This window comes from Granulosicoccus antarcticus IMCC3135, from assembly GCF_002215215.1.
Taxonomy (GTDB): domain Bacteria; phylum Pseudomonadota; class Gammaproteobacteria; order Granulosicoccales; family Granulosicoccaceae; genus Granulosicoccus; species Granulosicoccus antarcticus.
In genome coordinates this window covers 4,695,293-4,720,558 of sequence record NZ_CP018632.1, presented here as the reverse complement: position 1 = coordinate 4,720,558, position 25,266 = coordinate 4,695,293, and the positions used below count along the sequence as shown (strand labels likewise).

Sequence of the window (25,266 nt, the reverse complement as noted above, 5' to 3'; positions counted from 1 at the left end):
ACATGGGTTGGCATCACGCGGTTGAGCTACTCAGGAGGCATCCCGATAGCAATACCTGTAAATGTATGATTGATATGCATGGAGTTGTACTGCTCACCGTAGCTGTTGAAGCCAATAAAGTTCTTCTCTTTGTATAGTTCAGCAATTCGATGACTGGTTTGTCGATACTGGGCGTCAAGTTTTCGGTAAATGCAGTCAAATCCGAACATGACGTCGATGGGGCCGATTTTATGTTCCAGCTCTTCAATGGCCTGGCGTGAGGAGGACACCATGCCTTCGGAACGAGCCAGGGTCAGTACCAGCCCATTGTCGATGGCACAGAAGAATGTCAATGACAGATCATCGTTCAATTGCTGGATAGAGCGACAATAATGCTTGTCGCCCATTCGAATGATCACCGAATATGAAGCAAAGCTACCAGCATCCAGCTCATCAGGTCGCATGCCAATGGCATTTGCGTAGGCAACCGCTGCCGGTTCTGCGTTGAACTCGCTGATTCGGCGCTGATTCGGATCCGACTCGGTGACGACCAGTTTGTGTTCGGTCGGCACGAAGTTATTATTGGTATAGACCTGACACGGTAGCTTGCAACTGATCAAAGACAGCATCGCTGCTCCCGTGCAAGCGTGACCATTGCTGATTTGCCAGGTCTTTATAAACTCAAGGTTGTCTCCGGCAGAGCCTCCGATAAGAGGAATGCCAGCCAGCCCTCTGTCAATAGCCACGGTGACGGTCTCTTCCGAGTAGGTGAGACCATCTATCAGCAGCAGGGCAAACTGCGTCTGTGCAGGGTCTGTTTGCGGCAGGGAATCCAGAAACGATTCGCGTTGATCAGAGGTGTATTGGGCAATATTTTCCATACCCAAATTGGCAATATTTTGCATGACAAAGGTATGTACGCAAAACCAGCGTGCCGGCAACAGGATGGCAACGATACCGTCATCCTGCAGACCGTCGGGAGTGATCTCGCCGCTGGTGGAGCAGCCACAGAATTTCAGTGCTGGTGAGTGCTGCGCCATGCCCGACACCAATGCTTCTGGATGGTGGCAGCTGGCAGAAAACCAGATGATGCAGGCGGAAAAATCCTGTTCAGCATTAACCCCGGCGATGCTGCTGCACACTTGGTCGGTTGTTGCCGTTTTACTCCACAGTGCCTGTATTCCACTGGAATAGCGTTTCTGGGATATGGGGCCTGCGGTAGATGATTGCACGAATGGGACCCTCATGATCGTTTGCTAGAACTCACATCATCGAGACCTGATCAGATGCTTGCTGATCGTTCGTCTCAAAGGTAGCTGTATCGTGAACGAGCTAATGGGATCGCACAAGGAATATCCGTGATATATCGAGGGCAGAGCTTGTGTCTTGCAAAAATGAGAACGATTATCCTTAATAATGTATACATTAAAATATACCTAAATTATGGTGTAACTGGTATTCTGAATCGCAAGCCAGAGAGATCTGTGTCCGACAAGCTTAGAATGAGACATGCTGATGTCGTCTGTCAGCAGGCGTACATCTGTCGAGCCGATGGATATCCTCAATACTGATTGATTTTCGCAGCTCTACTATCTGCAACAACTAGCTGGAAGGCTATACCTCAGGAATTTATCAATGGAAATTGCACTGATCAAAGGTGATGGAATCGGCGTTGATGTGTCAGATGCCATGATGACTATCGTTGACAGAGCATTGGTTCGATGTGCCGCGCCAGAATTGGCTTATACGCAGATCCAGGCAGGTGCTGCTTATTTCAAGGAAACCGGTAACGACATCGAACCTGGTGGTGAGGAGAAGGCAGGTGAGGCGGATGCCATATTTCTCGGCGCTATTGGTCTGCCCTCCATCCGGCATGACAACGGCACCGAAATCTCCCCGCATTTACGGATACGTGACCGTTTCGGGCTCTATGCGGGGGTTCGTCCGATCAAGGCTTATCCGAACTCGCCTCAGCGTCTGGCAGACCCAAGGGCGGCAGCTATCGATATGGTGGTCCTGAGAGAATCCACCGAAGGCTTGTTCTATTCTGCTGCTGCGCACGGACGCAGTGTGATCATTGGCGATAGTGAAGTGCAGGATACGCTGCGCATTACGCGTGCAACGACTGAAAAATTACACCATTTTGCATTCAAACTTGCACAGAAAAGAAAGAGCCGGGGCAAGCCTGGAAAAGTGACCTGCGTCGACAAGGCCAATGTTTTCAATTCGATGGCATTTTTTCGCAAGATATTCGATGAGATTGCGCCGCAGTATCCGGATATTGAAACTGGCTACAACTATGTCGATGCACAGGCTCTGGATCTGATTCGGCAACCGTGGGAGTTCGATATCATGGTCATGGAGAATATGTTCGGCGATATCCTCTCCGATCTGGCAGGCGGTCTCGTGGGTGGTATGGGGATGGCTGCCTGTGCCGAGATTGGTGATGCGAACGCAATGTTTCAGCCAGCGCATGGCAGTGCGCCAGATATCATGGGACAGGACAAAGCCAACCCTCTGGCGGCGATCATGAGTGGTGGATTGATGCTGGACTATCTGGCAGAAAAGAGCGGTGATGAAAGTATCAGAAGTGCCGCTGTGCTGATTGACCAGGCAGTCGATACGGGCTTTGCCGAAAATCTGTTGCGCCCGATGGAATTCGGAGGTGATATGGGTACTCTGGCCATCACCGAAGCACTGTTGAGCATACTGCAACGCTAAGAGCCCTAAGAGCCTCCCCACTATAGGGTATGGCTCGTAGCGCTTGTCAATACGCTCTGCTAGCCTGGCTGACGCGCACTCCTTTCCGTCATGGCCTTGTCCAGCCAGCCCAGTTGCATCTCTGGCACCGAGGATAGCAGTAGCTTGGTGTAATCATCAAATGGCGGTGACAGCACCTCCGACTTGCCGCCGTAACGAACAACCTTGCCACGGTGCATGACCGCAATGGAGTCGGCAATGGCGCGTACGGTGGCCAGGTCGTGAGTGATGAACAGGTAGGCCACTTGTTCAACGCTTTGCAGGTCCAGCAGCAGTTTGAGGATGCCATCAGCGACCAGTGGATCAAGGGCACTGGTCACTTCATCGCAAATGATGAGTTTGGGTTTTGCGGCCAGAGCGCGGGCAATACAGACACGCTGCTTCTGTCCGCCGGAGAGCTCTGCCGGATAGCGATCGGCAAATCCCGAGCCCATCTCGATTTCATCCAGCAACTCATCGATACGCCGTCTCTTTTCATCACCGCGTAGATTGAAATAGAAGGTGAGTGGTCGACCGATGATGGTTCTTACCGTATGCCGCGGATTCATGGCGACATCTGCCATCTGATAGATCATCTGCAGCTCGCGCAAGTCATCGCGACTACGTTGACCCATGGCGCTGGGGAGCGTGCGATTATCGAATTTGATGGAGCCAGCACTGGGCTCCAGTAAACCTGTCAAAACACGCGCCAGTGTTGACTTGCCTGATCCGGACTCACCAACGACCGCCAGCGTCTGGCCGGGCAGGAGTTCTATCGATACATTGCGTAGCACGTCCACATCGGTGCTCGGGTAACGAGCTGTGATGTCTTTGACTTGCAGTAGCGGTTGGCCACCGTCGGGTGACTTTTCCTCATGATCTATCGAGCGCACACTTACCAGGGCGCGGGTGTATTCCTGCTGAGGCGTTTCAATGATACTGCGTGTATCGGCATGCTCGACCATCTTGCCGCCACGCAGCACCATGATCTCATCCGAGACTTGTGCAACGACAGCCAGGTCGTGCGAGATATACAAGGCTGCCACCCCGGTTTGTGCAATGGCATGCTTGATGGCCGCCAGTACATCGATTTGCGTCGTCACATCCAGTGCGGTTGTGGGCTCATCAAATACAATCAGGTCCGGTTCTGAGCATAATGCCATGGCGGTCATTACCCGCTGCAGTTGGCCGCCGGATACCTGATGGGGATAGCGACTGCCGATGTTTTCCGGGTCGGGTAGGCTCAAGGTCTTGAACAGGCCAATGGCGCGCTCTCGAGCCTGGGAGTTTGAATAGCCCTTGCGAAGGCTTGCCTCGATCACCTGGTCGATCAGGCGATGGGCAGGGTTGAACCCGGCAGCCGCTGATTGAGAGACATAACACACCTCCAGTCCACGCACGTTGCGCAGTAATGACTTGCCGCCGTTGAGTATGTCGCGTCCGTTGAGAATCACCTCACCGCCAGAGATATGCACGCCGCCACGTCCATAGCCCAGAGCCGACAGGCCTATGGTGGATTTGCCAGCGCCAGACTCACCGATCAAGCCCAGCACCCGACCTTTGGGCAAGCTGAAGGAGATGTCATCGACGATAACCACATCGTGAGACTTGCCGTCGGTGGGATGAATGGTGACCGAGATTTGCAGATGACGCACATCCAGTAGTGCGTCTGGTGTTTTATTGTCCACTGCGACCTCCCTTCAGATCGGTAGTGCGGTTGAGCACCCAGTCCGCTACCAGATTGACCGAAATGGCCAGTATGGCGATAGCCGCAGCTGGTATCAAAGCTGCCCCTATGCCGAATATTATTCCATCCTTGTTCTCTTTGACCATGCCGCCCCAGTCAGCTTCTGGCGGCTGTATGCCCAGGCCGAGAAACGACAGTGCCGACAGGAACAGCACCTGGAAGATAAAGCGCAAGCCCAGCTCTGCAATCAACGGCGTCAGGGCATTGGGCAGGATTTCTCGAAAGACGATCCAGAGTCGACCCTCGCCACGCAGGCGGGCGGCCTCGACAAATTCCATGACATTGATATCAACAGCCACAGCCCGTGATAGTCGATAGACACGGGTTGCGTCCAGTGTACCCATGACCAGAATAAGGGTCAGCAGATTCGATGGCAGAACAGAGAGTATGACCAGTGCGAATATCAGCGTAGGAATCGACATCAGCAGATCCACGAAACGGGACAGTATCTGATCGAACCAGCCGCCGATGACAGCTGCTGTCAATCCCAGAACCGAGCCGAGTGTGAAGGAAAGAGCGGTGGCCATCAGGGCAATGAATATGGTTGTACGGGCACCGAATATCATGCGCGATAGCAGATCACGTCCCAGATTGTCTGTGCCCATCAAATGGCTCGTGGATATAGGTTCCCAGACATCGCCGACAACTTCTGCGATGCCATAGGGTGCGAGCCAGGGCGCGAACAGGGCGGTTAGCAAGAACAGGCTGGTCAGCAGTATTCCCAACAGGGCACTGACGGGTATTTTGGACATCATGTCAGCGTGGGTACCTGATTCTTGGGTTGCTTAATATGGCGACGATATCAGCCAGCATATTCAAACCGATAAAGAAGGCGGCAAAGATCAGTCCGCAGGCTTGCACTACCGGTACGTCCCGCTTGGCGACATGATCCACCAGATACTGTCCCATGCCGGGATAGACGAAGATGACTTCGACGACCACGACGCCGACGATCAGGTAGGCCATGTTCAGCATGACCACGTTGACGATCGGCGCGATGGCGTTTGGAAAAGCATGCTTGAAGATGACTCTGAAAGCTGACAGACCTTTGAGTTCGGCGGTTTCTATATAAGCTGACTGCATGACGTTGAGAATGGCTGCGCGCGTCATGCGCATCATATGAGCCAGTACCACCAGTGTCAGAGTGGCTGCCGGCAAAGCGACAGCGGACAGGCGCTCGGTAAAGCTCATGGATTCGTAAACGGTGGCCACACTGGGAAACCAGCCAAGCTTTACGGCGACAAAATAGATCAGGATATAGCCGATGAAGAACTCAGGTAAGGAGATGAAGGTCAGGGTGGTGCTCGATATGAGTTTGTCGGGCCATCGATTCTTGTAGCGCACCGCAATCAGGCCCAGCAGGATCGCCAGTGGCACAGAAACGGCAGCGGCAACCGAGGCCAGGAAAAGGGTGTTGTATAGCCTCTTGCCAATGGCGGCGGCGATGTCGGTGCCATTGGTTAGTGCTGTTCCAAGATCACCGGTAAGAATCCCGCCTAGCCAGCCCAGATAGCGAGCCAGAGCCGGTTCATTGACTCCCAGATCGCGCCGCAGGTTGGCCAGCGCCTCAGGCGTTGCACTCTGGCCAAGAATGGACTGGGCGACATCGCCTGGCAGAATTTCTGTACCGGCAAAGATGAGCGCGGATACGGCCAGCAACAGGCCGGCCCCCATCGCAAGACGCTGAAGAATCAGCTTGATCAGATAGGGCATGCAGTATCCACGGCTGTGGTTGGAATGGGGAATGCAGGGCGTAGGCGCCCACGACTAGACGCCCCCGACCAGGCTTCCCGGATGGGATTCCTGGTCGAGGGGCGCTTCTTGCGAATGGTTGTGGTTTTATGCAAAATCCACAAAGTCACAGGCTATAACTAAGACTTCAACCAGCAGCGTGACAGGGCCTGACCGTTCATCATGGTCTGGTTGGAGTTGACAGCCCAACCACCGACATTGGTGGATACGCCTTCAACCCAGTCGTTGAACATCGGACAGATCAGTCCACCTTCGTTGTGTACGATCGTGCCCATATCGCGATAGATCTGCTTGCGTTTGGCATCATCCAGCTCGCCGCGTGCCGTTAGCAACATCTTGTCAAAATCGTCATTGAAAAAGCGCGTGTCATTCCAGTCAGCGCTTGACAGATAAGCGGTTGAATACATCTGGTCCTGCGTCGGGCGGCCACCCCAATACGAGGTGCAGAACGGTTGTTTGTTCCAGACTTCTGACCAGTAGCCATCATTGGGCTCACGTTTGACGTCCAGCGTGATGCCGGCTTTGGCGCAGCTTTGTTGAAACAGCTGTGAGGCATCAACGGCACCGGGGAATGAACCGTCTGCCGTTCGCAGTACAACCGGGCCTTCATGTCCGGACTTCTTGAAATGGAAGGCTGCCTTGTCCGGATCGTAGCTGCGCTGCTCGATATCGTCAGAGAAGTAGGGGTAGGCCTGGTTGACCGGCATGTCATTGCCGATAGAGCCATAACCGAACAGAATCTTGTCAACCATTTCCTGGCGATCAATGGCGTATTTTAGTGCCAGACGCAGGTCGTTGTTGTCAAAGGGGGCTGTGTTGGTGTGCATGATGAAGACGTAGTGTCCTCGGCCCGGGGCGCTCTTGATATCCACATTGGGGATGCGCTTGACCAGTTCGACGATCTTGGGTGGTACGCGTTCGATCATGTGTACCTGGCCTGATTGCAGTGCTGCTACTCGCGCTGTATCGTCATTGATAACCAGTATTTCTACCTGATCGGCGAAGCCACGATCGGATTTCCAGTCGTTCTGGTTTTTCTCATAGCCATGACGAACGCCGGGCTCGTTGACTACCATCTTGTAGGGGCCTGTACCGATTCCAGCGGCCGGATCATCCTTGCCACCATTGGGCTGGATCATCAGGTGGTAATCGGTCATGAGGAAGGGTAGATCGGCGTTGGCATCCTTGAGACCGATGACGACCGTGTCACCGTCCACTTTCATGGTTTCGATACCGCGCATTACGCCCAGTGCACCAGATTTGGTGTCTTCACCTGAATGACGCTCCAGGGTGGCGAGTACATCAGCCGGTGTGAGAGTCTTGCCGTTGTGGAATTCGACACCCTTGCGGATCTTGAATGTCCAGGTTTTTGCATCTGCCGATGAGCCGTATTCTTCGGCCAGACGGTTTTCGATACCGCCATTATCAGCGATGTCAAGAAGCACGTCGCCCCATTGGTGCCCGTTGATGAAGGGTACGGAGCTACTGGCTGTGGCAGGGTCCAGGCTGTTGGTGGATTCACCACCGGCGCTGCCCAGTTTGAGCAGGCCGCCGCTTACGGGTTCTTGTGCCAATGCTGCTTGAGACAGCAGGCCGTTTGACAGTGCAACGCCTGCGCCCATGGCAGCTGCGCGCTTCATGAAAGTGCGGCGGTCAAGCTTGCCAGCGACCACAAGCTTACCGAGTTGTTCGAGAGACATCGACATTAATGGTGTTCCTGAATGCAGTTTTCCTTGCGACAAGGAAACGACATATAGTGACGCATTGCAAGCGTTTTCATTGAGTTTCCTTATTGTGAGTGGTACAGATACGGTGAATGACTTTCCCTGTCAGATAACTGACCAGCCCGATGTCGGCATCTACATGTCCGATGGTTGCAGGCTTTCAGTACGTATCTGGATGCCCGCGGATGCATCGCTGCATCCGGTACCTGCCATTGTTGAACACCTGCCTTATCGCAAACGCGATGGGACCATTGCCCGTGATGAGCTGATGCACCCCTGGTTTGCCTCGCACGGTTATGCCTGCCTGAGAATTGACATGCGCGGTAGCGGCGATTCGGGCGGTTTCATGGAGGATGAATACACCGATCAGGAATGGCAGGATGCCAGTGAGGTCATTGCCTGGGCCAGTTCACAGAGCTGGTGTACGGGGCGGGTCGGCATGATGGGCATCTCATGGGGAGGCTTCAATGGCTTGCAGCTGGCAGCTATGCGGCCACCGGCACTGCAGGCGGTTATTACCCTGTGCTCCTCGGTGGATCGATTTGCCGACGACATCCATTACAAAGGTGGCTGTCTGCTGGGGGAGAACATCGGCTGGGCTGCCAATATGCTCTCCTATTCATCGCGGCCGCCTGACAAGGCGCTGGTTGGCGAGGACTGGCGGGCCATGTGGATGGCGCGGCTGGAGCAATTACCGCTCATGGCATCCACCTGGCACGGCCATCAGAGCCGCGATGCGTACTGGCAGCGTGGCTCAGTGTGTGAGGACTACACGGCCATCCAGGCGGCTGTGCTCACGGTCGGTGGCTGGCATGATGGTTATCGCAATACTGTCAGTCATCTGCTTGGTAAACTGACATCACCGGTCAAGGGCATCGTGGGGCCATGGATACATAAATACCCTCACTATGCGGCGCCACAACCTGCCATCGGTTTCCTGCAGGAGGCTAAGCGATGGTGGGATCAATGGCTGAAGGATGAGGACACAGGCGTGAAGAACGAACCTGATTATCGTGTCTGGTTGATGGACAGCATTGCGCCTGCACGTTGGTTGCCGGAGCGTCCGGGTCGCTGGATTGCTGAATCTGACTGGCCTTCGAGCAGTATTCAGAGCCAGCTTTTCAATCTGGGCCACGATTTGACGGTGACCGATGCACCTGCAACGGGCACCTTGCACCAAAATGTGCCGGGCTCTCAAGCTAACGCTGATGGCTGTTTTCTGGCGACAATAACATCGCCTCAGGACTGCGGGCAGGCAGCCGGTGAGTACTTTCCGTTCGCCTTCGGACCGGAGTTGCCCGACGAGCAATCTGTGGATGATCAGGGTTCCATGATCTTCGACGGGGAGATTCTGAGCACAGCGCTGGATATCGTCGGTGCCCCGGAACTGAATCTGTTTGCCAGTGTGGACCAGCCTTTCGGAATGATCTGTGTGCGTCTGTGTGATCTTCGCCCCGATGGTAGCTCGGCATTGATTACTCTGGGTCTGATGAACCTGGTCCATGCTGATCGTCCGGAACATCCGCTGGCGCCTGTCCCGGGTGAGTTGACAATGTACAAGGTCGTTTTAGATCAGATAGCCTATCGAATACCCGCAGGTCATCGCCTGCGAATTGCTCTGTCGACCAGTTATTGGCCCTTCGTCTGGCCACAGCCAGGGGTCTTTGAACTCACCGTATCCAGCGGCGCTCTCAGTTTGCCAGTCAGGCCAGAGCAGACGGATAATGTCAGCTTCGAACCGCCAGAGACATCACCTGCCTGGGCGGTGGATGTGATTCGCAAGGCTTGCTCCACACGAGCAACGCTCAAGGATGAAAAGAGCGGTATCGTGACGACCCGCATCAGTAATGACTTTGGTGAAAACCGCGATCAGGCTCACGGCCTGCTATCGGGCAGTGAGACACATGAGATCTGGTCCATCCATCCTGATGATCCGTTGAGTGCGAACGTCAGCATTACCTGGTCGCAGACTGGCGGCCGGGATGAGTGGCAATGGGCAACGGATGTCGAGGTGCATATGCATTGTGATGCAAAGGCCTTTTACGTCAGTGCTGTATTGATAGCGACAGAGTCAGGTACGCAAGTATTCAGGCGTGAATACAAGGATACGATTGCACGCGAGTTTGTATAGGGGCAGTAAAGCTGTGCGTATTCAGGTGTTGAGCCACTGACCGGTGCCCAGCAGGTGGATGCCTTCAACGATACGCTTGAAGCTGGACTCGGCTCGTTCAACGGTACTACGTGCTCTGAGGTACCCGTGTACCAGTCCGGCTTCATTGAACCAGGCAGCCTTGCCACCTGCCTGCAGAATTCTGTCGCGGTAATGCTTGCCATCATCAGATAAAGGATCACACTCTGCACCGAAGACCAGGGTGGGGGGTAGTGCTGAAAAGTCGGAATCACTCAGTGGTGACAAAGTAGGGTCACTCTTGTCATGTGAGGCAGAGGCTCTGAGGGTGGCATAGTATTCGACCTCCTCGGTGCTGAGCATGGGCGCATTGGCATGCTGCAGATAGGAGCCTTTGCTCATGTCGCCACCCAGGCCAGGATAAATCAGTACCTGGCCTGCCAGCTTGATTGAGCTTGAACGCAGTTGATGGGCAACCGCTGCGGCCAGATTGCCACCGGCACTGTCGCCAACTAAAACGATAGGCATCTGACTGGCCTGCCAGGCTTTTTCTACGCCGGCCACGGCATCTTCGAAAGCGGCTGGATGTGTGTGTTCAGGACAGAGGCGGTAGTCGATAGCAGTAACGGGAAATCCACTGGCCTGACAGATTTCGGCGCAGACATCATCATGACTCTCCAGTCCACCAACCACAAAACCACCACCGTGAAAATACACGACCTGGGCTGCAGCCGTTGTGCTGTCAGCAGAGGCACGCACATAATGTCGTGTGGATATACCAGTGGTATCGTCTGAGGCCGTCACTTCGGGCGGGTAATCGCGATGAAACTCCCGACACAACGCATCATAGGTGCGACGCTGCGCCTCGATACTCTGCCCCGTAGTGCCGGGTGGATACCAGAGCTCTGTGCGACGAATGAAGTCATGAGTCTGCGCATCAATCAATGATGCGTAGTCTGCTTGTGGGGAGTTTTTCATGAAGGCTATAGTGCCTCAAAATTACAGGTTCTGGCGACTCTACATAACTCCACGTAGCTCGCGATTGCGCTGGAGTACATCCAGGCCTTGTTGTGTCAGCCACCATGGCAGATCGATCAAAATCCAGTTCTCTACCAGTTTATCGCCTTCGCGTCGGTAGATATCGACCACTTGCATTTTCGAGTGCTGACTGCCTCCCGGTAAACCGAGCCAGCCACCCAGGGGGCTGTTGCTCAGGTTTGGCCAGCCGAAAAAACAGGCGTAATTACCTTCAGCAAAGCGGCAGACATGTCCCTGGAATTGTTTGTCGCCCAGTTGATTTCGAAAAGGTAGCTGGTGCTGCTCCTGGTAGCGAGGAATGGTGTAGCTGGCCCCGATTCCCGCAGGGCCATACCAGAGCATGTCCTCATGCCATGTCCTGGCCAGCACCTCCGGTGGGCATCCCATTGCGCCACTGGTATTAAGATCACTCAGATCCTGCACCATGGTATTCACCAGGGACAAGGTGATTTCACTATCTGCCGGATCCGCCTCGTCATGCAGCAGCCCGTCATGGTAGCGCGGACCTGGGTAGTTGTAATAAACCCCGGTGGAAGGGGGTAGGGGGTTGACCCCAGCTTGGACCATGAGGCCAATCAGGTCTACAAACAAGCCTGTCTGGCAGATCTTGCCATCTCGCACACAGCTGAATTCTGCATAGCGAAGATTGGCAATGCGCCGGGTTGCCGGTATGCCCAGAAAGTCGTTATCAAACAGGCCCATGAAGTTGCCCGAGCTCATGACCCATGTCTCACCATCATAGACATTCTCTCCGGCCATGAAGATGTCCTCGCGGCGTTGCAGGCGAGTGAAAGAATGCATCAGTGGTTGCCAGAAAACCCGAGCTGCCGATTCACCACTGTCCTGTTCGCGAAAGGGAAAGACTCCACGCCACGAATAGTCTGCGCTGGTGTACTCGGCGAGCACTTGGGTAGCGGTGGATGCTGAGGCCTCTTCCATTGCCTGCATATAGCGACGCAATAGTTTTTTGGCGGATTGGAAACGACTCATGACAACCTCGAAAGAGATGCTGCGAACAAAGAGGGCTGGAAAAGCTTGGGCAATACCTGTCAGAGCTTAGTGTAAACCGTGTGAAAAATTAATTTGCATACGAATGCAAAAATAACTTGCGTTGCAGATGTGGTTGGGCGTATTGTTTTGCAAACGAATGCAAAAATCTTGTTTTAGTGCATTAGAGGACAGGGACTCACCATGGCTGAAATCGAACTACGCAATCTGTGCAAGAGGTGGGGCAGTTTTGTTGGTGTCAATGACTTCAACTTGACCATTGCCGATCGTGAATTCCTGGTGTTGCTGGGACCTTCCGGTTGCGGCAAGACCACCACCATGCGAATGATTGCAGGCCTGGAGGATGTCAGTTCCGGCGAGATCCGCATTGATGGCAAGGTAATCAATGATCTGGAGCCCAAGGATCGGGATGTGGCCATGGTGTTTCAGTCCTATGCGCTCTACCCGAACATGAACGTCTACGAAAATATCCGTTTTCCCCTGAAGGTGCGCAAGATTGATCCTGCCAGTCACGACGAACGTGTCAAGCGTGCCTCGGCTATGGTTGAGCTGGATGAATTTCTGCATCGTAAACCTGCCGAACTGTCGGGTGGTCAGCGACAACGGGTCGCTCTGGCACGTGCGGTTGTACGTGAGCCAAATGCCTTTCTGATGGACGAGCCACTGTCCAACCTGGATGCCAAATTACGCGTTTCTACCCGTGCCCAGATCAAGAACCTGTGCCACGAGCTGGCGGTGACCACCGTTTACGTCACTCATGATCAGATCGAGGCCATGACTCTGGCTGACCGGGTTGTGGTGATGAAATCCGGGCTGGTACAGCAGGTAGGAACACCTACCGAGATCTACGATAATCCCAGTAATGCCTTTGTAGCCAGCTTTATCGGTTCCCCGGCCATGAATCTGGTTGACGGCGTAATCGAGAATGGGGTGTTCAAGGCGAAACATATGTCGGTACCTGTGCTGGAGGCGCAAGAGGGGCCTGTCACTCTGGGTTTTCGAGCAGAGGATGCAAGGCTTGCCGAGGGGGCAAACGGGCAAATCAATGCCCCCGTATACACGCTGGAGCTGTTGGGTGACGCCACCATGATTTCGGTAAGAATTGATGGTGTGCTGGTGTCGGTCAAAGCTGACAAGAATTTCCGGACGAATATCGGAGACTCGGTATCGATCGCCATAGAACCGCAGTTTTGTCATCTCTTTGATGCCGAGACAGGCGCGCGCGTTTCGCGCAAGTTGTGAACCAACGGCCGGCGCAATCGTTGCGGCCGCACCCCGTATTTCAACCTGGGAGACAAACCATGCTCTTGAAAAAACTGATACTCGCCACCTCACTGGCGATGTCTGCGAATGCAGTTTACGCCGGCTGTGGTATTGAATCCGGACGAGTCAATATAGTTGGTAACGAATTTCCTGCCATTCATACCGTGGTCAAAGCCGCAGAAGCCTGTGCTGGAGATGGTGTCACCATTACTGCCAATCTGACCGCTGATCATCAGAAAATCAATCTGGCAGGCTTGCAGGGAAATCCGGCTGAGTACACCTCAGCCATCATCGCCAACTCCTCAATCGTGGCGCTGATTAATGCCGATGTGCTTCGTCCACTGGACGATCTGATCGAAAAATATGGTCAGGACATTCCCAAGAGCAACCTGATAACCATTGATGGCAAGGTCATGGCCGTCGCCTTCATGGCCAATGCACAGCACCTGACCTATCGCAAGGATGTGCTTGAACAGATTGGCGTCGAACCCCCCAAAACCTATGAGGCCTTGCTGGAAGCGGCGAAGTTGATCCGTGAAAAAGGCATCATGGAAAATCCGGTTGGAGGTGCCTATCAGTCGGGCTGGAATCTGGCTACCGAATTCGTCAATATGTACATCGGAGCTGGCGGTGATTTCTTCAAGCCCGGAACGGCTGAAGTGGCCATCAACAATGCTCAGGGCGTGGCTGCTCTGGAAATGATGAAAGCACTGACCGAATACATGAACCCTGATTTTCTGACTCATGATTCAAACGCCACGGGTGCCGAAGTGGAAGCAGGCAATGTGGCTCTGATGAATATGTGGGGCTCACGAGTCGGCGTGCTGATGGACGAAGACGGTGCTGAAGAAGTGGTGTACAGCAATGTGGCTGTCGCTGGCCCCATGACAGTCGCTGGCGGCACGGTGCCTGCCACGACCCTGTGGTGGGATGGTTGGACCGTTGCCAAGAACATTAGCGATGAAGATGCCGAAGCCACATTTGTGTCGATGATGACGGGCACCAGTCCTGACATCCTCAACGATGAAACCATGGCTCAGGCAGTCTGGATGCTCGAAGGTTACGAGCCAGCGCCTGTGAACAAGGGGGTTTTTGCTGCCATTCAGGCGAGTGCGAAGCCGTATCCCATGCTGCCCTATATGGGTCTGCTGCAAACAGCACTGGGTGACAACCTGTCGGATTATCTGCAAGACAAGGAAAGCGCCGAAGCGGCTCTGTCAGATATCGAGGCTACGTACACCACGGCAGCTAAAGAGAAAGGTTTTCTGAACTAGGCCCATCGACAGCGGGGCGGTGAGAATCGCCCCCATTGATGTTTTTCTGCCTCCCTCCGGATAGGAACTGATGAAACACAAGACGTTTTTCTGGTTCGTGCTTCCCTCGTCACTGGCGATGCTGCTGTTTATCTTCGTGCCGATAATCTCGGTGGCGGTGCAGTCGGTCTATGTCGATCATGCGCAAGTCATCAAGCAAGTCGAGAACTGTGGTCCTTTCGGGTGTACTACCACGACAGCCGTTGATCAGGAAGCCACACAGGCCATACAGAAGGCAAGCCCACTGGGCCGTTTTGCAGGTCTGACTACCTATCTGGATCGCAGTCATCTGGCTGTCAAAGAGGTTGGTGCCGCCTGGCGTAGTTCGGCAGGACTCGGTGAGTTTTACGATAAGCTGGTCAATCTGCCATTCTACAAGGCCATGAGCTTTACGCTGGCCTATACCTTCATTGTCACGCCGTTGGTGATTATCGTCGGTTTCATCATCGCGGTGGCTGTTAACAGCGCAACCAAAAAGCTGCGCGGACCACTGATCTTCTTCTCCCTGCTGCCCATGATGGTGACGCCTCTGGTGGGCTCATTGATTATTTTCTGGATGGTGGACGCTCGCGGTGTTGTGGGGGCGGCCTTGCAATATATAGCAGGTGATCCGAACCTGTCGGTCAAGGCATCCACGCCGCTGACCTGGGTCATGTTGATGGTGTACGGAGTCTGGCATTCAGCGCCTTTCGCTTTCATCGTCTACTACGCCGGTTTGCAGACCGTCAATAACGACACTCTGGAGTCGGCCATGATCGATGGGGCCAGTCGTTGGGAGCAGATTCGCTACGTGATCATCCCGCATCTGTTGCCGCTGACAACCTTTATAGCGCTCATGCAGCTGATGGATAACTTCCGGGTATTCGAGCCTATCGTCAGTTTCTCCGCCTCGGCACATGCCACCTCACTTTCCTGGGCTATCTACAACGATCTGGGTGGCGAGACGCGACAGTTGAGTTCGGCAGCCGCAACGTCTGTGCTGACAATTCTGGGTATTGCAATCCTGTTGATGCCGGTGCTGGTTCGCACCTGGCGCGACTTTACACGCAAGTAGGGGTCCGTCTAATGGCTGCGCAAACGCAAAGAAGGTCCGCCGCTCTCAACGTGTTGTTGATCAGTGTGTTGGTGATATGGATGATATTGGCTGCTTTCCCGTTCTTGTGGACCCTATGGGGCTCATTCAAGGTGGAAGGGGATTTTTTCTCCAAGGCCGACTGGGTCAACTCACTCACCGGCCCATTGACGATAGAGGAGACGGGTAGTGCACTGACCGGTGATGGCTATTATGGTGCCTGGATCAAGGAAGCGTTTGGTCTGGCGGCGATCAATACCGCGATTGTCTGTCTGTTCGTTGTGACCATCTCGCTCACATTCGGCACCCTGGGTGGATACGCTCTATCGCGCTCAACCTACCGCTACGCCTTCTGGTTCCTGATCATTGCGCTGATCTTTCGTGCCATGCCACCGATCACGCTGGTGTCTGGTTATCTGCCGGTGTTTTTCAAGTGGAATCTGTGGGGCAATCTGTCGACGGCTGTCGTTGTCCTGGTTGCCATCAATCAGCCTTTCACGCTGTGGATGCTGCACTCGTTTTTCAAGAACATTCCCAAGGATCTGGACGAGAGCGCCATGGTTGATGGCTGTAACCGGTTCCAGGCTTTCCGCCATGTGATCGTGCCGGTTATGTGGCCTGGGGTGATTACCACCGGACTGTTTTCATTCTTGCTGGCGTACAACGATTTTGCGGTCACAGCGATGATCCTGTCCAAGGAGAATCAGACCATGGTGCCCAAGATTGCCAGTTTTCTGGGAACCACCCAGACCAAGGGTAATGTGATGTTTGCAGTGGCGGCGGTGGTCTCAATTACCGCACCGTTATTTGTCATGATCATGGTTTTTCAACGTCAAATCGTGTCCGGCCTGACTGCCGGCGCAGTAAAAGGGTAGTAATAGTCATGAAGGGAACCAGACCCGAACAAGCGGCCTTGAGCCGTGACACGGATATGAGCAAGACGGATCAGACCCGTGAGGTGATCGAGAGCATGGTCGATGGTTTGAATGATCATCGAATAGGCGATATCGGGGAATTTTTCGCCGAGTCTTTTCGCTGGATGGGTAATGCGGGCTGTGGTTCCAAGACTGGCCTGCGAGAGTTTCAGAGCAACTGGCAACAGCCTTTCCAGGCCGCTTTTTCTGACAAGGTTTGTATCGATGAGGCGCGTTTGTATATGGGTGAATGGGCGGCAGCCTTTGGCCGACAAGAGGCCACACATAGCGGCGACTTCATGGGGGTGGTGGCTAGCGGCAAGAAGGTCGAGATTCGTTATATGGATTTCTGGAAAGTGGTTGACGGCAAAATTGTCGACAACTGGGTCATGGTGGATTTTCCCCATGTATTGGCACAGCTTGGCAAGGATGTATTCGGTGGCGAAGGCTGGGAGGCCTTTGATCGCGGAGAACGTGTGGCGCCTAAGCCCGGCCAATAGAAGGCCGTTTTACAACCAAGACATTATTCACAAGATCAAACTGCCCTGACAGGGCCTGAGCCGGGAAAACGTTATGACGATTGAGTACTTGAAGCGCGGCAAATCTCTTGAGCAGCGTGCTGAGGATGACGCCAAAGTGCGGCAGGTCGTTGAGACGACGTTAGCCGATATCGAAGCACGTGGTGATGTTGCAGTACGTGAGCTGGCGGAGAAATTCGACAAGGATTCGCGTGATAGCTACCGCCTCAGCGAGGATGAAATACAGACGTTGATCGCCGCGGTTGCGCCCAGTGATATCCAAGACATCAAATTCGCCCAGGCACAGGTTCGACGCTTTGCCGAGGCTCAACGTGCCTCCATGACCGATATTGAAGTGGAGACTCTGCCGGGGGTGATTCTGGGGCACAAGAACATACCGGTGCAGTCGGTGGGTTGTTATGTGCCGGCAGGCAAATTTCCCATGGTCGCCTCGGCTCATATGTCCGTGCTGACAGCCTCGGTGGCCGGCGTGCCACGTATTGCCGCCACGACAGCACCGTTTAAAGGACAGCCTAATCCGGCCGTTATAGCGGCCATGCATATGGCCGGTGCACACGAAATCTATGTACTGGGTGGCATGCAGGGCGTCGGCGCGCTGGCACTGGGTACCGAGACAATCGAGCCTGTGCACATGCTTGTGGGACCCGGTAATGCCTTTGTCGCAGAAGCCAAGCGACAGTTGTTTGGCCGCGTGGGCATCGATCTGTTTGCAGGCCCGACCGAGACCATGGTGATTGCCGATGAGACGGTTGATGCCGAACTGTGCGCCACCGATTTGCTGGGCCAGGCCGAGCATGGCTACAACTCTCCTGCAGTGCTGTTGACCAATTCTCGCGCTCTGGCCGAGGAGACACTGGCTGAAATCGAGCGCCTCTTGCAGGTACTGCCAACGGCTGAAACAGCGGGTGCCAGCTGGCGCGATTACGGCGAAGTGATTGTCTGCGATAGTTACGATGAAATGCTGGCGGTTGCGGATGATATCGCCAGTGAGCACGTGCAGGTGATGACTGATCGGGATGACTGGTTTCTGGAAAACATGACTTGTTATGGCGCTTTGTTTCTGGGGCCGCGCACCAATGTGGCCAACGGCGACAAGGTGATCGGCACCAACCATACGCTGCCCACCAACAAGGCCGGACGCTATACCGGTGGGCTGTGGGTCGGCAAGTTTCTGAAGACTCACAGCTATCAGCGGGTGACTACCGATGCGGCTGCGGCAGAAATCGGCGCTTACTGCTCACGCCTGTGCCTGCTCGAAGGGTTTGTCGGTCACGCCGAGCAAGCCAATGTAAGGGTGCGACGTTATGGCGGCATCAATGTGCCTTATGGCGAAGCCGCACCTCACACTAATTCGCAAGAGTAAATCGCCTTGGAACTCAATCTGGAACTCAACCAAGCCAACAAGGCACGTGTGCGTGAATACTGGGCGACCATCGATTCAGCCAGCTGCGAGGATATGCCCGCCGTTGCAGCTTCCTACCTGTCAGAGCATTTCTGCTGGAAAGGTCCTGCACCACTGGGTGAAATAACGGGACCCTACGCCCTGGCCCAGGAGGTGTTGATACCGCTCAAACAGGCGTTTGCAGATCTGACTCGGCAAGTGCATCTGTTCATGGGTGGGCAATCGATCGATCATGTCGGCGATGAAGCTAAAGACGCCTATTGGGTCGCCGGCACCGGCTACCTGACGGGTATGGCCCGCGACAGCTTTCTGGGTATCCCTGCCACGAGTCGTCCCTTGCGCATTCGCTGGAGCGAGTTTATTCGCTTCAAGGGCGATGTGATGGTCGAGTCACAGGTCATTATCGACTTTGTTGATTGGTTCGAGCAGATCGGTTTGCCGGTGTTGCCAGCACCCCGTGGTGCCTCTCATGTTTATCCTGCGGCGACAGGCTTCGATGGGGTGCTTGATGAGGCACAGAGCTCTGAGGAAACTGCGCAGACCTTGAGCTTGGGTCACAAGCTACTCTACGGTGGCTTGAATGGATTTGACCAGAATGATCTGTCCAGCATGGGTATGGCCGATTTCTTTCATCCCAATCTGAAATGGTACGGGCCGGGCGGAATCGGTGCCTGTCTGTCTTTTTCCGAGTTCGAGCAGCTGCACCAGCAACCCTGGCTGGTCGCTTTTCCCGACCGTAAAGTGCTCGCCCTGGAGTCTTTATTTGCAGAAGGGCGTCTGCTGGCCTCCTCCGGGGTGGCCGGTGTCCAGGCGACTCACACAGGGCCGTATCTGGGGGAGTCGGCCTCGGGGGTCAGGCTCACTGTCTCAGGTATCGACTTCTGGCTGCGTTCCGATGAGCAATTCACTGAAAACTGGGTCTTTGTCGACATGATTGATCTGTTCGGCCAGATGGGCATCGATCTTTTTGCACGCATGTTGGAGCTGAGAGATAAAAGAGACGCATTGATGGCTGACAATGAGCGCTCTTCCAACAGTGATAGAAAAACAGCCTCATGATGCCATTGCCCAAAACACCTAGCTTCAGACTTGAGGGCCGCCGTGCTTTGGTCACGGGAGCCTCTTCAGGAATCGGACAGGGCTGCGCCGTGGCACTGGCTGAAGCGGGCGCGCATGTCGTTCTGGCAGCACGCGGTCTGCAGCGGCTTGACCAGACTATCCAGAGCATGCACGAACAAGGCTACAGTTGTGAGGCGCTGGCGCTGGATATCGCTGATGTGGCTGCAGTACAGAAGGCTGTCAGCCAGCAAGGGCCATTCGATATCTTGGTCAACAGTGCAGGTCTGGCCCGTCATGCTGCGGCGCTTGATACTCAGTTGGAGGATTTTGACACGGTGATGAATGTCAATCTTCGCGGTGCCTACTTTCTGACACAAGCAGTTGCAAAGGGCTTGATTGAGGCAGGCAAGCCGGGTTCGCTGATCAATATTTCATCACAAATGGCACATGTGGGCGGCGTTGATCGTTCGGTCTATTGTGCCTCCAAGTTTGCGGTGGAAGGGTTCACGAAAGCCATGGCAATCGAATGGGGTCGCGCAGGCATTCGCGTCAATACCGTGTGCCCTACGTTTATACGAACCCCGCTGACCGAGCAGACGTTCGATCAGCCTGAACGGGTCCGCTGGATTGAAGAGAAAATCAAGATGGGCCGTACCGGTGTGGTCGAGGATATCATGGGGTCAGTATTGTATCTGGCATCCGATGCGGCAGCTCTGGTTACCGGTACGGCACTGATGGTTGACGGTGGCTGGACTGCAGATTGATGGCGATCGAAAAAATCACCTCGTCACAAGTTGCCAAGCTGGCAGGTGTCAGTCAGTCGGCGGTATCACGGGTTTTCACACCAGGCGCCAGCGTCTCACCCAAAACTGCCGATAAAGTTCGTCGCGCCGCTGATCAGCTCGGTTACCGACCCAATGTGCTTGCACGCTCCCTTATCACCGGCAAGTCACGCATCATCGGCCTGGTTGTCGCCTATCTGAATAACCAGTTCTATCCAGAGGTACTGGAAAAGCTGTCCAATGGATTGCAGGCAGAGGGCTATCACGTCCTGGTGTTCATGGCGGCGCAGACATCGAATAATATGGATGCCGTACTGGGCGAGCTACTCGACTATCAGGTTGATGGCATTGTATTGGCCTCGGTAGCCATGTCCTCGGAACTGGCGTTGCGCTGTCATGCCGCGGGTGTACCGGTGGTGCTGTTCAATCGAACTCAGGATAACGATTCTCTATCCTCTGTGACATCGGACAATTTTGCCGGCGGACGCAAGGCGGCGGTGCATCTGGCGCAGAGCGGATACCAGCGCATTGCCTATATAGCGGGCTGGAATGGTGCCTCCACCCAGCGTGATCGTGAAGCAGGGTTTCGGGAGGGGCTGGCCTCGGTAGGGATGAAACTCTTCGCTCGCGAAGAGGGGGACTTCAACTTCGAACAGGCCAAGGTTGCTGCACGGCGCATGTTCTCGGTGGAGGAGCGGCCGGATGCGGTGTTCATCTGTAATGACCATATGGCCTTTGCGGTAATGGATGTCATACGCGACGAATTAGGTCTGCGAATCCCCGAAGATGTCGGAGTGGTGGGTTATGACGATGTGCCGGCCGCCGCCTGGGGTGCCTACAAACTGACAACGGTACGCCAGCCTGCCAATCGTATGGTGCAGGAAACCGTCAACATGCTGATGACCCAGATTACCCAGGAAGACGCGCCGCCACGGCGCTTGTCGTTAGACGCACCCTTGGTGGTGCGCAGTTCCAGTATCAAACCCTGACAAGAGAGACTAGGTATGCACGGCTTTGACCCCCGGTTCAGAGATTTCCCCGATTACATCATCAGTATCACCAAAGAGATCTGGGAAGATCGTGGTATCGCCACGCTGAATCAGTACTATTCGACGGATATTGTTGTGCGTTCTACAGCCGGCGTCGTGGTCGGCAATCAGGGCGTGATTGCGGCAACCCTGTCGACGCTGGCAGAGTTTCCCGATCGTACCCTGTTGGCTGAGGATGTGATCTGGAGCGGTAGTCCGGAGGAGGGCATGCTGTCCTCGCATCGGCTCTACTCGACGGCGACCCATAGCGGTGATGGTGTCTATGGTCGCGCTACCGGCAAGCGGCTGGGTTATCGCGCCATTGCCGACTGTCATGCCATCAACAACCAGATCAATGATGAGTGGTTGATTCGCGACCAGGGCGCTGTTGTGCGCCAGCTGGGATGGGATCCTGCCGACTTTGCCCGGGATCAGATCGCCCGGGAAGGCGGGCCGGAACAGTGTGCGCCGCTGTTCTCTCCGGCGATTGACAAGCCTGGCCCCTACAAGGGCAAGGGTAATGATAATGAATGGGGCCAACGTTACGCAGAGCTGCTTGAACGCCTGATGAATGCAGATCTGGCGGCTATTCCTGTCGAATATGATCGCGCCTGTCAACTGGAGTACCCGGGTGGCATGACGGGTCATTCGCATGGTGATGTTGATCGTTTCTGGACGGGATTACGGGCCAGCTTCCCCAATGCACAGTTTCGTATCGAACATCAGATCGGGCGCGACGATCCGCTGATGCCACCGCGGGCAGCGATACGCTGGAGCCTGCAAGGCAAGCATGACGGGTGGGGCGCGTATGGCGCACCCAGTGGTGCCGATGTCTACATCATGGGAATTTGCCATGCTGAATTCGGCCCCTGGGGCTTGCGTCGAGAGTTCGTGCTGTTCGACGAGACCGCCATCTGGAAGCAAATTGCGTTGAAAACGGGATAATTGACTATGACACCTGCACAAATGGAAGCGCGAATTGTTCGTTACGGGGATCTGCAACCCTGCCGTACCGCATTCATCGATGCCCACACACCAGGCTCGGATCAGAAAGAGAACTTCACCATCATCGGTGGCGGTGTCTCCGAGAGTGCCGATCAGCATGTACACATCAAGGAGACGCCCGGCTTCAACATTGGTGCTGCCGGACAGCCGCCCAAATGCCGCAACTCCTTGCATACGCACCGCACCGCCGAGGTGTTTTTTGTACTCAAGGGCCGCTGGCGTTTTTTCTGGGGACGTAGTGGCACCGCCGGTGAGGTGATTCTGCAAGAAGGCGATATCTTCAATATCCCGACCGGTATTTTTCGCGGCTTTGAAAACGTGGGCACCGACTACGGCATGATCATGGCGGTGCTGGGCGGTGACGATGCCGGTGGTGGTGTGGTCTGGGCACCGCAGGTGATCCAGGAGGCCAGTGCCCATGGCCTGATTCTGGGTGACAACGGTGTGCTGTATGACAGCAAGCAGGGTCAGTTATTGCCTGAAGGCGTGCAGGCCATGCCAGTGTTGAATGATGAGCAGTTGGCGCAGATCAAGGAGCCGACGGTGCAAGAAGTGGTCAGCCACTACGTCGCCCGCTATCACGACATGATGGCGTTGTCGGCCAAGGCTCCTTGCAATGTCATTGGCGACCAGGCTTTGATCAAGGATCGTCCGGGCTTCGAGGTGGATTTTATCAGTCGCAATTCTCTGGATACGGGTCTTTACAGCAGTGAGCGTCACGAGATACTGATGGTGATGCGAGGCCATTGGCGCCTGGGCTGGGAAGGTGGTAGCTGTGTGCTCAATCCGGGTGATACCTGTGCAGTGCCACCGGGCCTGTTGCATGCGCTGGAGCCCAGCATGAGCGGTGAGGCGAGCCTGTATCGCGTCCGCAATACCGATGATCAGGCCGGGCTGACAAAGGACTTCTCATGAAAAAGATACCGGTCACGCACGTAGGCTCCTTGCCACGCCGGCAGAGTGTTGTGGATTATATATTCGCGCGCGAGCGTGAGGAAGAATTTGACCAGGCCGGATTTGACGACTGCATGACGCGTGCGGTATCGGCAACGGTTAAACGGCAAGTAGACGCCGGGGTGGATATCGTCTCTGATGGTGAGACCAGCAAGATCAGCTACGCCACCTACGTCAAGGATCGCTACACCGGCTTTTCTGGCGATAGCGAACGCAATGCACCGGCTGATCTGAAGCTGTTCCCAGGTTTTCTGGAGCGACTGGCCAATGAAGGAGGCACCCCGCAATATGCCCGGCCCATGTGTACCGGTGAAGTGGTATCCAAAGGCCAGGGAGAGCTGGAAAAGGATATTGCCAACCTCAAGGCGGGTATGGCAGAGCATGGCGCCGAGGCTGGTTTCATGAACGCGGCATCGCCGGGCGTCATCTCTTTGTTTTTGCAGAACAGTTTCTACCCCAGCCGTGAGCGATACCTGGGAGTGCTGGCCGACGCCATGAAGGCCGAATACGAGACCATTGTTGATGCTGGGCTGATATTGCAGCTGGATTGTCCGGATCTGGCCTTGTCGCGGCATATGTTGTTCAGTGATCTGAGTGATGCAGAATTCGTCAAGATTGCCCATCAACACGTCGAGGCACTCAACCATGCGCTGAGCGATATTGATCCTGCCAGGGTACGTGTACATATCTGTTGGGGCAATTACGAAGGCCCGCATGTGTGCGATGTGGATATGGCAACGGTCTTTCCCGTTCTGATGAAAACGCGCGCCCAGCATCTGTTATTCGAAACTTCGAACCCCCGGCATGCACATGAGTGGACCGTGTTTCGCGATAGAAGCCGCGAAATTCCGGATGACAAGATTCTGATTCCCGGGGTGGTTGATACCACCACCAACTTCGTTGAGCATCCGCAACTGGTTGCCGAACGGCTGACACGGTTTGTCAATATCGTGGGTGCTGAGCGGGTACAGGCAGGCTCAGATTGCGGCTTTGGTACCTTTGCAGGTTTTGGTGCGGTTGATACGGATATTGCCTACGCCAAACTGGCCTCTCTGGCAGAAGGCGCAGCGCTGGCGAGATCAGCTGTTTGATTCCTCTGCTGCTATTGCCGGGCATGATGTGCAATGCCCGGATGTACCACCATCAGATAGCGCAATTCTCAAACGAACGTGCCGTCCAGTTCAGTCCCTTGAGCGAGCACTCAGATGTGCAGAGCCTGGCAGAACAGGTTTTGCGGCACGCACCTTCCGAGTTTGCACTATGCGGTCTTAGCATGGGCGGCATTGTGGCCATGGAAGTGCAGCGCCAGGCACCGCTGCGGGTGCGCGGGCTGGCACTGCTGGACACCAACCCGTTGGCAGAGCTGGATCAGGTCAAGCAGGTACGTACTCCGCAGATGGAAAAGGTCAGGCAGGGTCGGTTGCTGGAGGTGATGCGTGACGAGATGAAGCCTAACTATCTGGCCGATAATCACAACAAGGCAGAGATTCTGGATCTGTGTGCGCAGATGGCGCAGGAGCTGGGGAGTGATGTCTTCATCCGGCAATCCCTGGCGCTGCGGGAGCGGCCTGATCAGAGTGCAACGCTACGATCGGTCAGGGTTCCCACCTTGATACTGTGTGGTGATCAGGACCGGCTGTGCCCACCTGAAAGACACCGCCTGATGCACGAGCTGGTGTCCCACTCCTCCCTTGCCATTGTTGCTGACGCAGGGCACTTGCCCGTGCTGGAGCAACCGGCTGAAACCAATGCCCATCTGCAAGCCTGGTTGCAGGCCTGTGACTATCAACATTAACCTCTATCAACCAACCTAACCCGGA

The 25,266-nt window shown here is 54.9% G+C and carries 22 protein-coding genes; 15 read left to right on the top strand and 7 right to left on the bottom strand.

Annotated features, from left to right (window positions below; all coding sequences use genetic code 11):
* Nucleotides 1–26: 26 nt before the first annotated feature.
* Nucleotides 27–1,211 (bottom strand): FIST N-terminal domain-containing protein, encoded by a 1,185-nt coding sequence (locus IMCC3135_RS20520; RefSeq protein ID WP_169727499.1) that lies wholly within the window; start codon nucleotides 1,209–1,211, stop codon nucleotides 27–29.
* 403 nt (nucleotides 1,212–1,614) lie between these two features.
* On the opposite strand from IMCC3135_RS20520, the gene IMCC3135_RS20515 reads away from it, so the two are divergent.
* Nucleotides 1,615–2,700, top strand: a complete 1,086-nt coding sequence (locus IMCC3135_RS20515; protein ID WP_088919297.1) for an isocitrate/isopropylmalate dehydrogenase family protein — start codon at nucleotides 1,615–1,617, stop codon at nucleotides 2,698–2,700.
* A gap of 59 nt (nucleotides 2,701–2,759) precedes the next feature.
* Here the strand turns inward: IMCC3135_RS20515 and IMCC3135_RS20510 are convergent, their stop codons facing one another.
* The 4 genes from IMCC3135_RS20510 to IMCC3135_RS20495 form a co-directional block, all read right to left on the bottom strand.
* Nucleotides 2,760–4,406: an ABC transporter ATP-binding protein gene (locus tag IMCC3135_RS20510; protein ID WP_088919296.1), complete on the bottom strand. Its 1,647-nt coding sequence runs from the start codon at nucleotides 4,404–4,406 to the stop codon at nucleotides 2,760–2,762.
* The gene (locus IMCC3135_RS20505) at nucleotides 4,396–5,220 is read right to left on the bottom strand and encodes an ABC transporter permease (RefSeq protein ID WP_205737640.1); all 825 of its coding nucleotides are present in this window, start codon (nucleotides 5,218–5,220) and stop codon (nucleotides 4,396–4,398) included. Before IMCC3135_RS20505 ends, IMCC3135_RS20510 begins: the two co-directional genes overlap by 11 nt.
* 1 nt (nucleotide 5,221) lies before the next feature.
* Entirely contained in the window at nucleotides 5,222–6,178 is a 957-nt protein-coding gene (locus IMCC3135_RS20500) for an ABC transporter permease (RefSeq protein ID WP_088919295.1), read from the bottom strand.
* 158 nt (nucleotides 6,179–6,336) lie between these two features.
* A complete protein-coding gene (locus tag IMCC3135_RS20495; RefSeq protein WP_088919294.1) occupies nucleotides 6,337–7,923 on the bottom strand; it encodes an ABC transporter substrate-binding protein in 1,587 nt (528 codons plus the stop codon).
* A gap of 88 nt (nucleotides 7,924–8,011) precedes the next feature.
* Between IMCC3135_RS20495 and IMCC3135_RS20490 the strand changes: the two genes are divergently transcribed.
* Nucleotides 8,012–10,072, top strand: a complete 2,061-nt coding sequence (locus IMCC3135_RS20490; RefSeq protein ID WP_205737639.1) for a CocE/NonD family hydrolase — start codon at nucleotides 8,012–8,014, stop codon at nucleotides 10,070–10,072.
* A gap of 21 nt (nucleotides 10,073–10,093) precedes the next feature.
* Here IMCC3135_RS20490 and IMCC3135_RS20485 read toward each other — a convergent pair whose 3' ends face one another.
* The gene (locus IMCC3135_RS20485) at nucleotides 10,094–11,047 is read right to left on the bottom strand and encodes an alpha/beta hydrolase (protein ID WP_088919293.1); all 954 of its coding nucleotides are present in this window, start codon (nucleotides 11,045–11,047) and stop codon (nucleotides 10,094–10,096) included.
* A gap of 39 nt (nucleotides 11,048–11,086) precedes the next feature.
* On the bottom strand, nucleotides 11,087–12,097 hold the full coding sequence (locus IMCC3135_RS20480) for a nuclear transport factor 2 family protein (protein WP_088919292.1): 1,011 nt from the start codon (nucleotides 12,095–12,097) through the stop codon (nucleotides 11,087–11,089).
* 201 nt (nucleotides 12,098–12,298) lie between these two features.
* Between IMCC3135_RS20480 and IMCC3135_RS20475 the strand changes: the two genes are divergently transcribed.
* The 13 genes from IMCC3135_RS20475 (at nucleotide 12,299) to IMCC3135_RS20415 (ending at nucleotide 25,241) form a co-directional block, all read left to right on the top strand.
* The gene (locus IMCC3135_RS20475) at nucleotides 12,299–13,357 is read left to right on the top strand and encodes an ABC transporter ATP-binding protein (protein WP_088919291.1); all 1,059 of its coding nucleotides are present in this window, start codon (nucleotides 12,299–12,301) and stop codon (nucleotides 13,355–13,357) included.
* Nucleotides 13,358–13,416: 59 nt separating this feature from the next.
* A complete protein-coding gene (locus IMCC3135_RS20470) occupies nucleotides 13,417–14,652 on the top strand; it encodes an ABC transporter substrate-binding protein (protein ID WP_088919290.1) in 1,236 nt (411 codons plus the stop codon).
* Between the two features lie 70 nt (nucleotides 14,653–14,722).
* The gene (locus tag IMCC3135_RS20465; protein ID WP_088919289.1) at nucleotides 14,723–15,745 is read left to right on the top strand and encodes a carbohydrate ABC transporter permease; all 1,023 of its coding nucleotides are present in this window, start codon (nucleotides 14,723–14,725) and stop codon (nucleotides 15,743–15,745) included.
* A gap of 11 nt (nucleotides 15,746–15,756) precedes the next feature.
* Complete coding sequence (locus IMCC3135_RS20460; protein ID WP_088919288.1) at nucleotides 15,757–16,638, top strand: carbohydrate ABC transporter permease; 882 nt, start codon at nucleotides 15,757–15,759, stop codon at nucleotides 16,636–16,638.
* 8 nt (nucleotides 16,639–16,646) lie between these two features.
* The gene (locus IMCC3135_RS20455) at nucleotides 16,647–17,177 is read left to right on the top strand and encodes an ester cyclase (protein WP_088919287.1); all 531 of its coding nucleotides are present in this window, start codon (nucleotides 16,647–16,649) and stop codon (nucleotides 17,175–17,177) included.
* Between the two features lie 73 nt (nucleotides 17,178–17,250).
* Nucleotides 17,251–18,579 (top strand): histidinol dehydrogenase, encoded by a 1,329-nt coding sequence (gene hisD / locus IMCC3135_RS20450; protein WP_088919286.1) that lies wholly within the window; start codon nucleotides 17,251–17,253, stop codon nucleotides 18,577–18,579.
* 6 nt (nucleotides 18,580–18,585) lie between these two features.
* Complete coding sequence (locus IMCC3135_RS20445) at nucleotides 18,586–19,677, top strand: nuclear transport factor 2 family protein (RefSeq protein ID WP_088919285.1); 1,092 nt, start codon at nucleotides 18,586–18,588, stop codon at nucleotides 19,675–19,677.
* Entirely contained in the window at nucleotides 19,674–20,441 is a 768-nt protein-coding gene (locus IMCC3135_RS20440; protein ID WP_169727498.1) for an SDR family NAD(P)-dependent oxidoreductase, read from the top strand. Before IMCC3135_RS20445 ends, IMCC3135_RS20440 begins: the two co-directional genes overlap by 4 nt.
* On the top strand, nucleotides 20,441–21,448 hold the full coding sequence (locus tag IMCC3135_RS20435; RefSeq protein ID WP_088919284.1) for a LacI family DNA-binding transcriptional regulator: 1,008 nt from the start codon (nucleotides 20,441–20,443) through the stop codon (nucleotides 21,446–21,448). Before IMCC3135_RS20440 ends, IMCC3135_RS20435 begins: the two co-directional genes overlap by 1 nt.
* Nucleotides 21,449–21,463: 15 nt before the next feature.
* A complete protein-coding gene (locus tag IMCC3135_RS20430; RefSeq protein WP_088919283.1) occupies nucleotides 21,464–22,432 on the top strand; it encodes a nuclear transport factor 2 family protein in 969 nt (322 codons plus the stop codon).
* 6 nt (nucleotides 22,433–22,438) lie between these two features.
* Nucleotides 22,439–23,407 carry a cupin domain-containing protein gene (locus IMCC3135_RS20425; protein WP_088919282.1) on the top strand — a complete coding sequence of 323 codons (969 nt, stop codon included), beginning with the start codon at nucleotides 22,439–22,441 and terminating at the stop codon, nucleotides 23,405–23,407.
* Complete coding sequence (locus IMCC3135_RS20420; RefSeq protein WP_088919281.1) at nucleotides 23,404–24,537, top strand: cobalamin-independent methionine synthase II family protein; 1,134 nt, start codon at nucleotides 23,404–23,406, stop codon at nucleotides 24,535–24,537. Before IMCC3135_RS20425 ends, IMCC3135_RS20420 begins: the two co-directional genes overlap by 4 nt.
* Nucleotides 24,534–25,241: an alpha/beta fold hydrolase gene (locus IMCC3135_RS20415; RefSeq protein ID WP_088919280.1), complete on the top strand. Its 708-nt coding sequence runs from the start codon at nucleotides 24,534–24,536 to the stop codon at nucleotides 25,239–25,241. The genes IMCC3135_RS20420 and IMCC3135_RS20415 overlap by 4 nt, the downstream gene beginning before the upstream one ends.
* Nucleotides 25,242–25,266 lie beyond the last annotated feature (25 nt).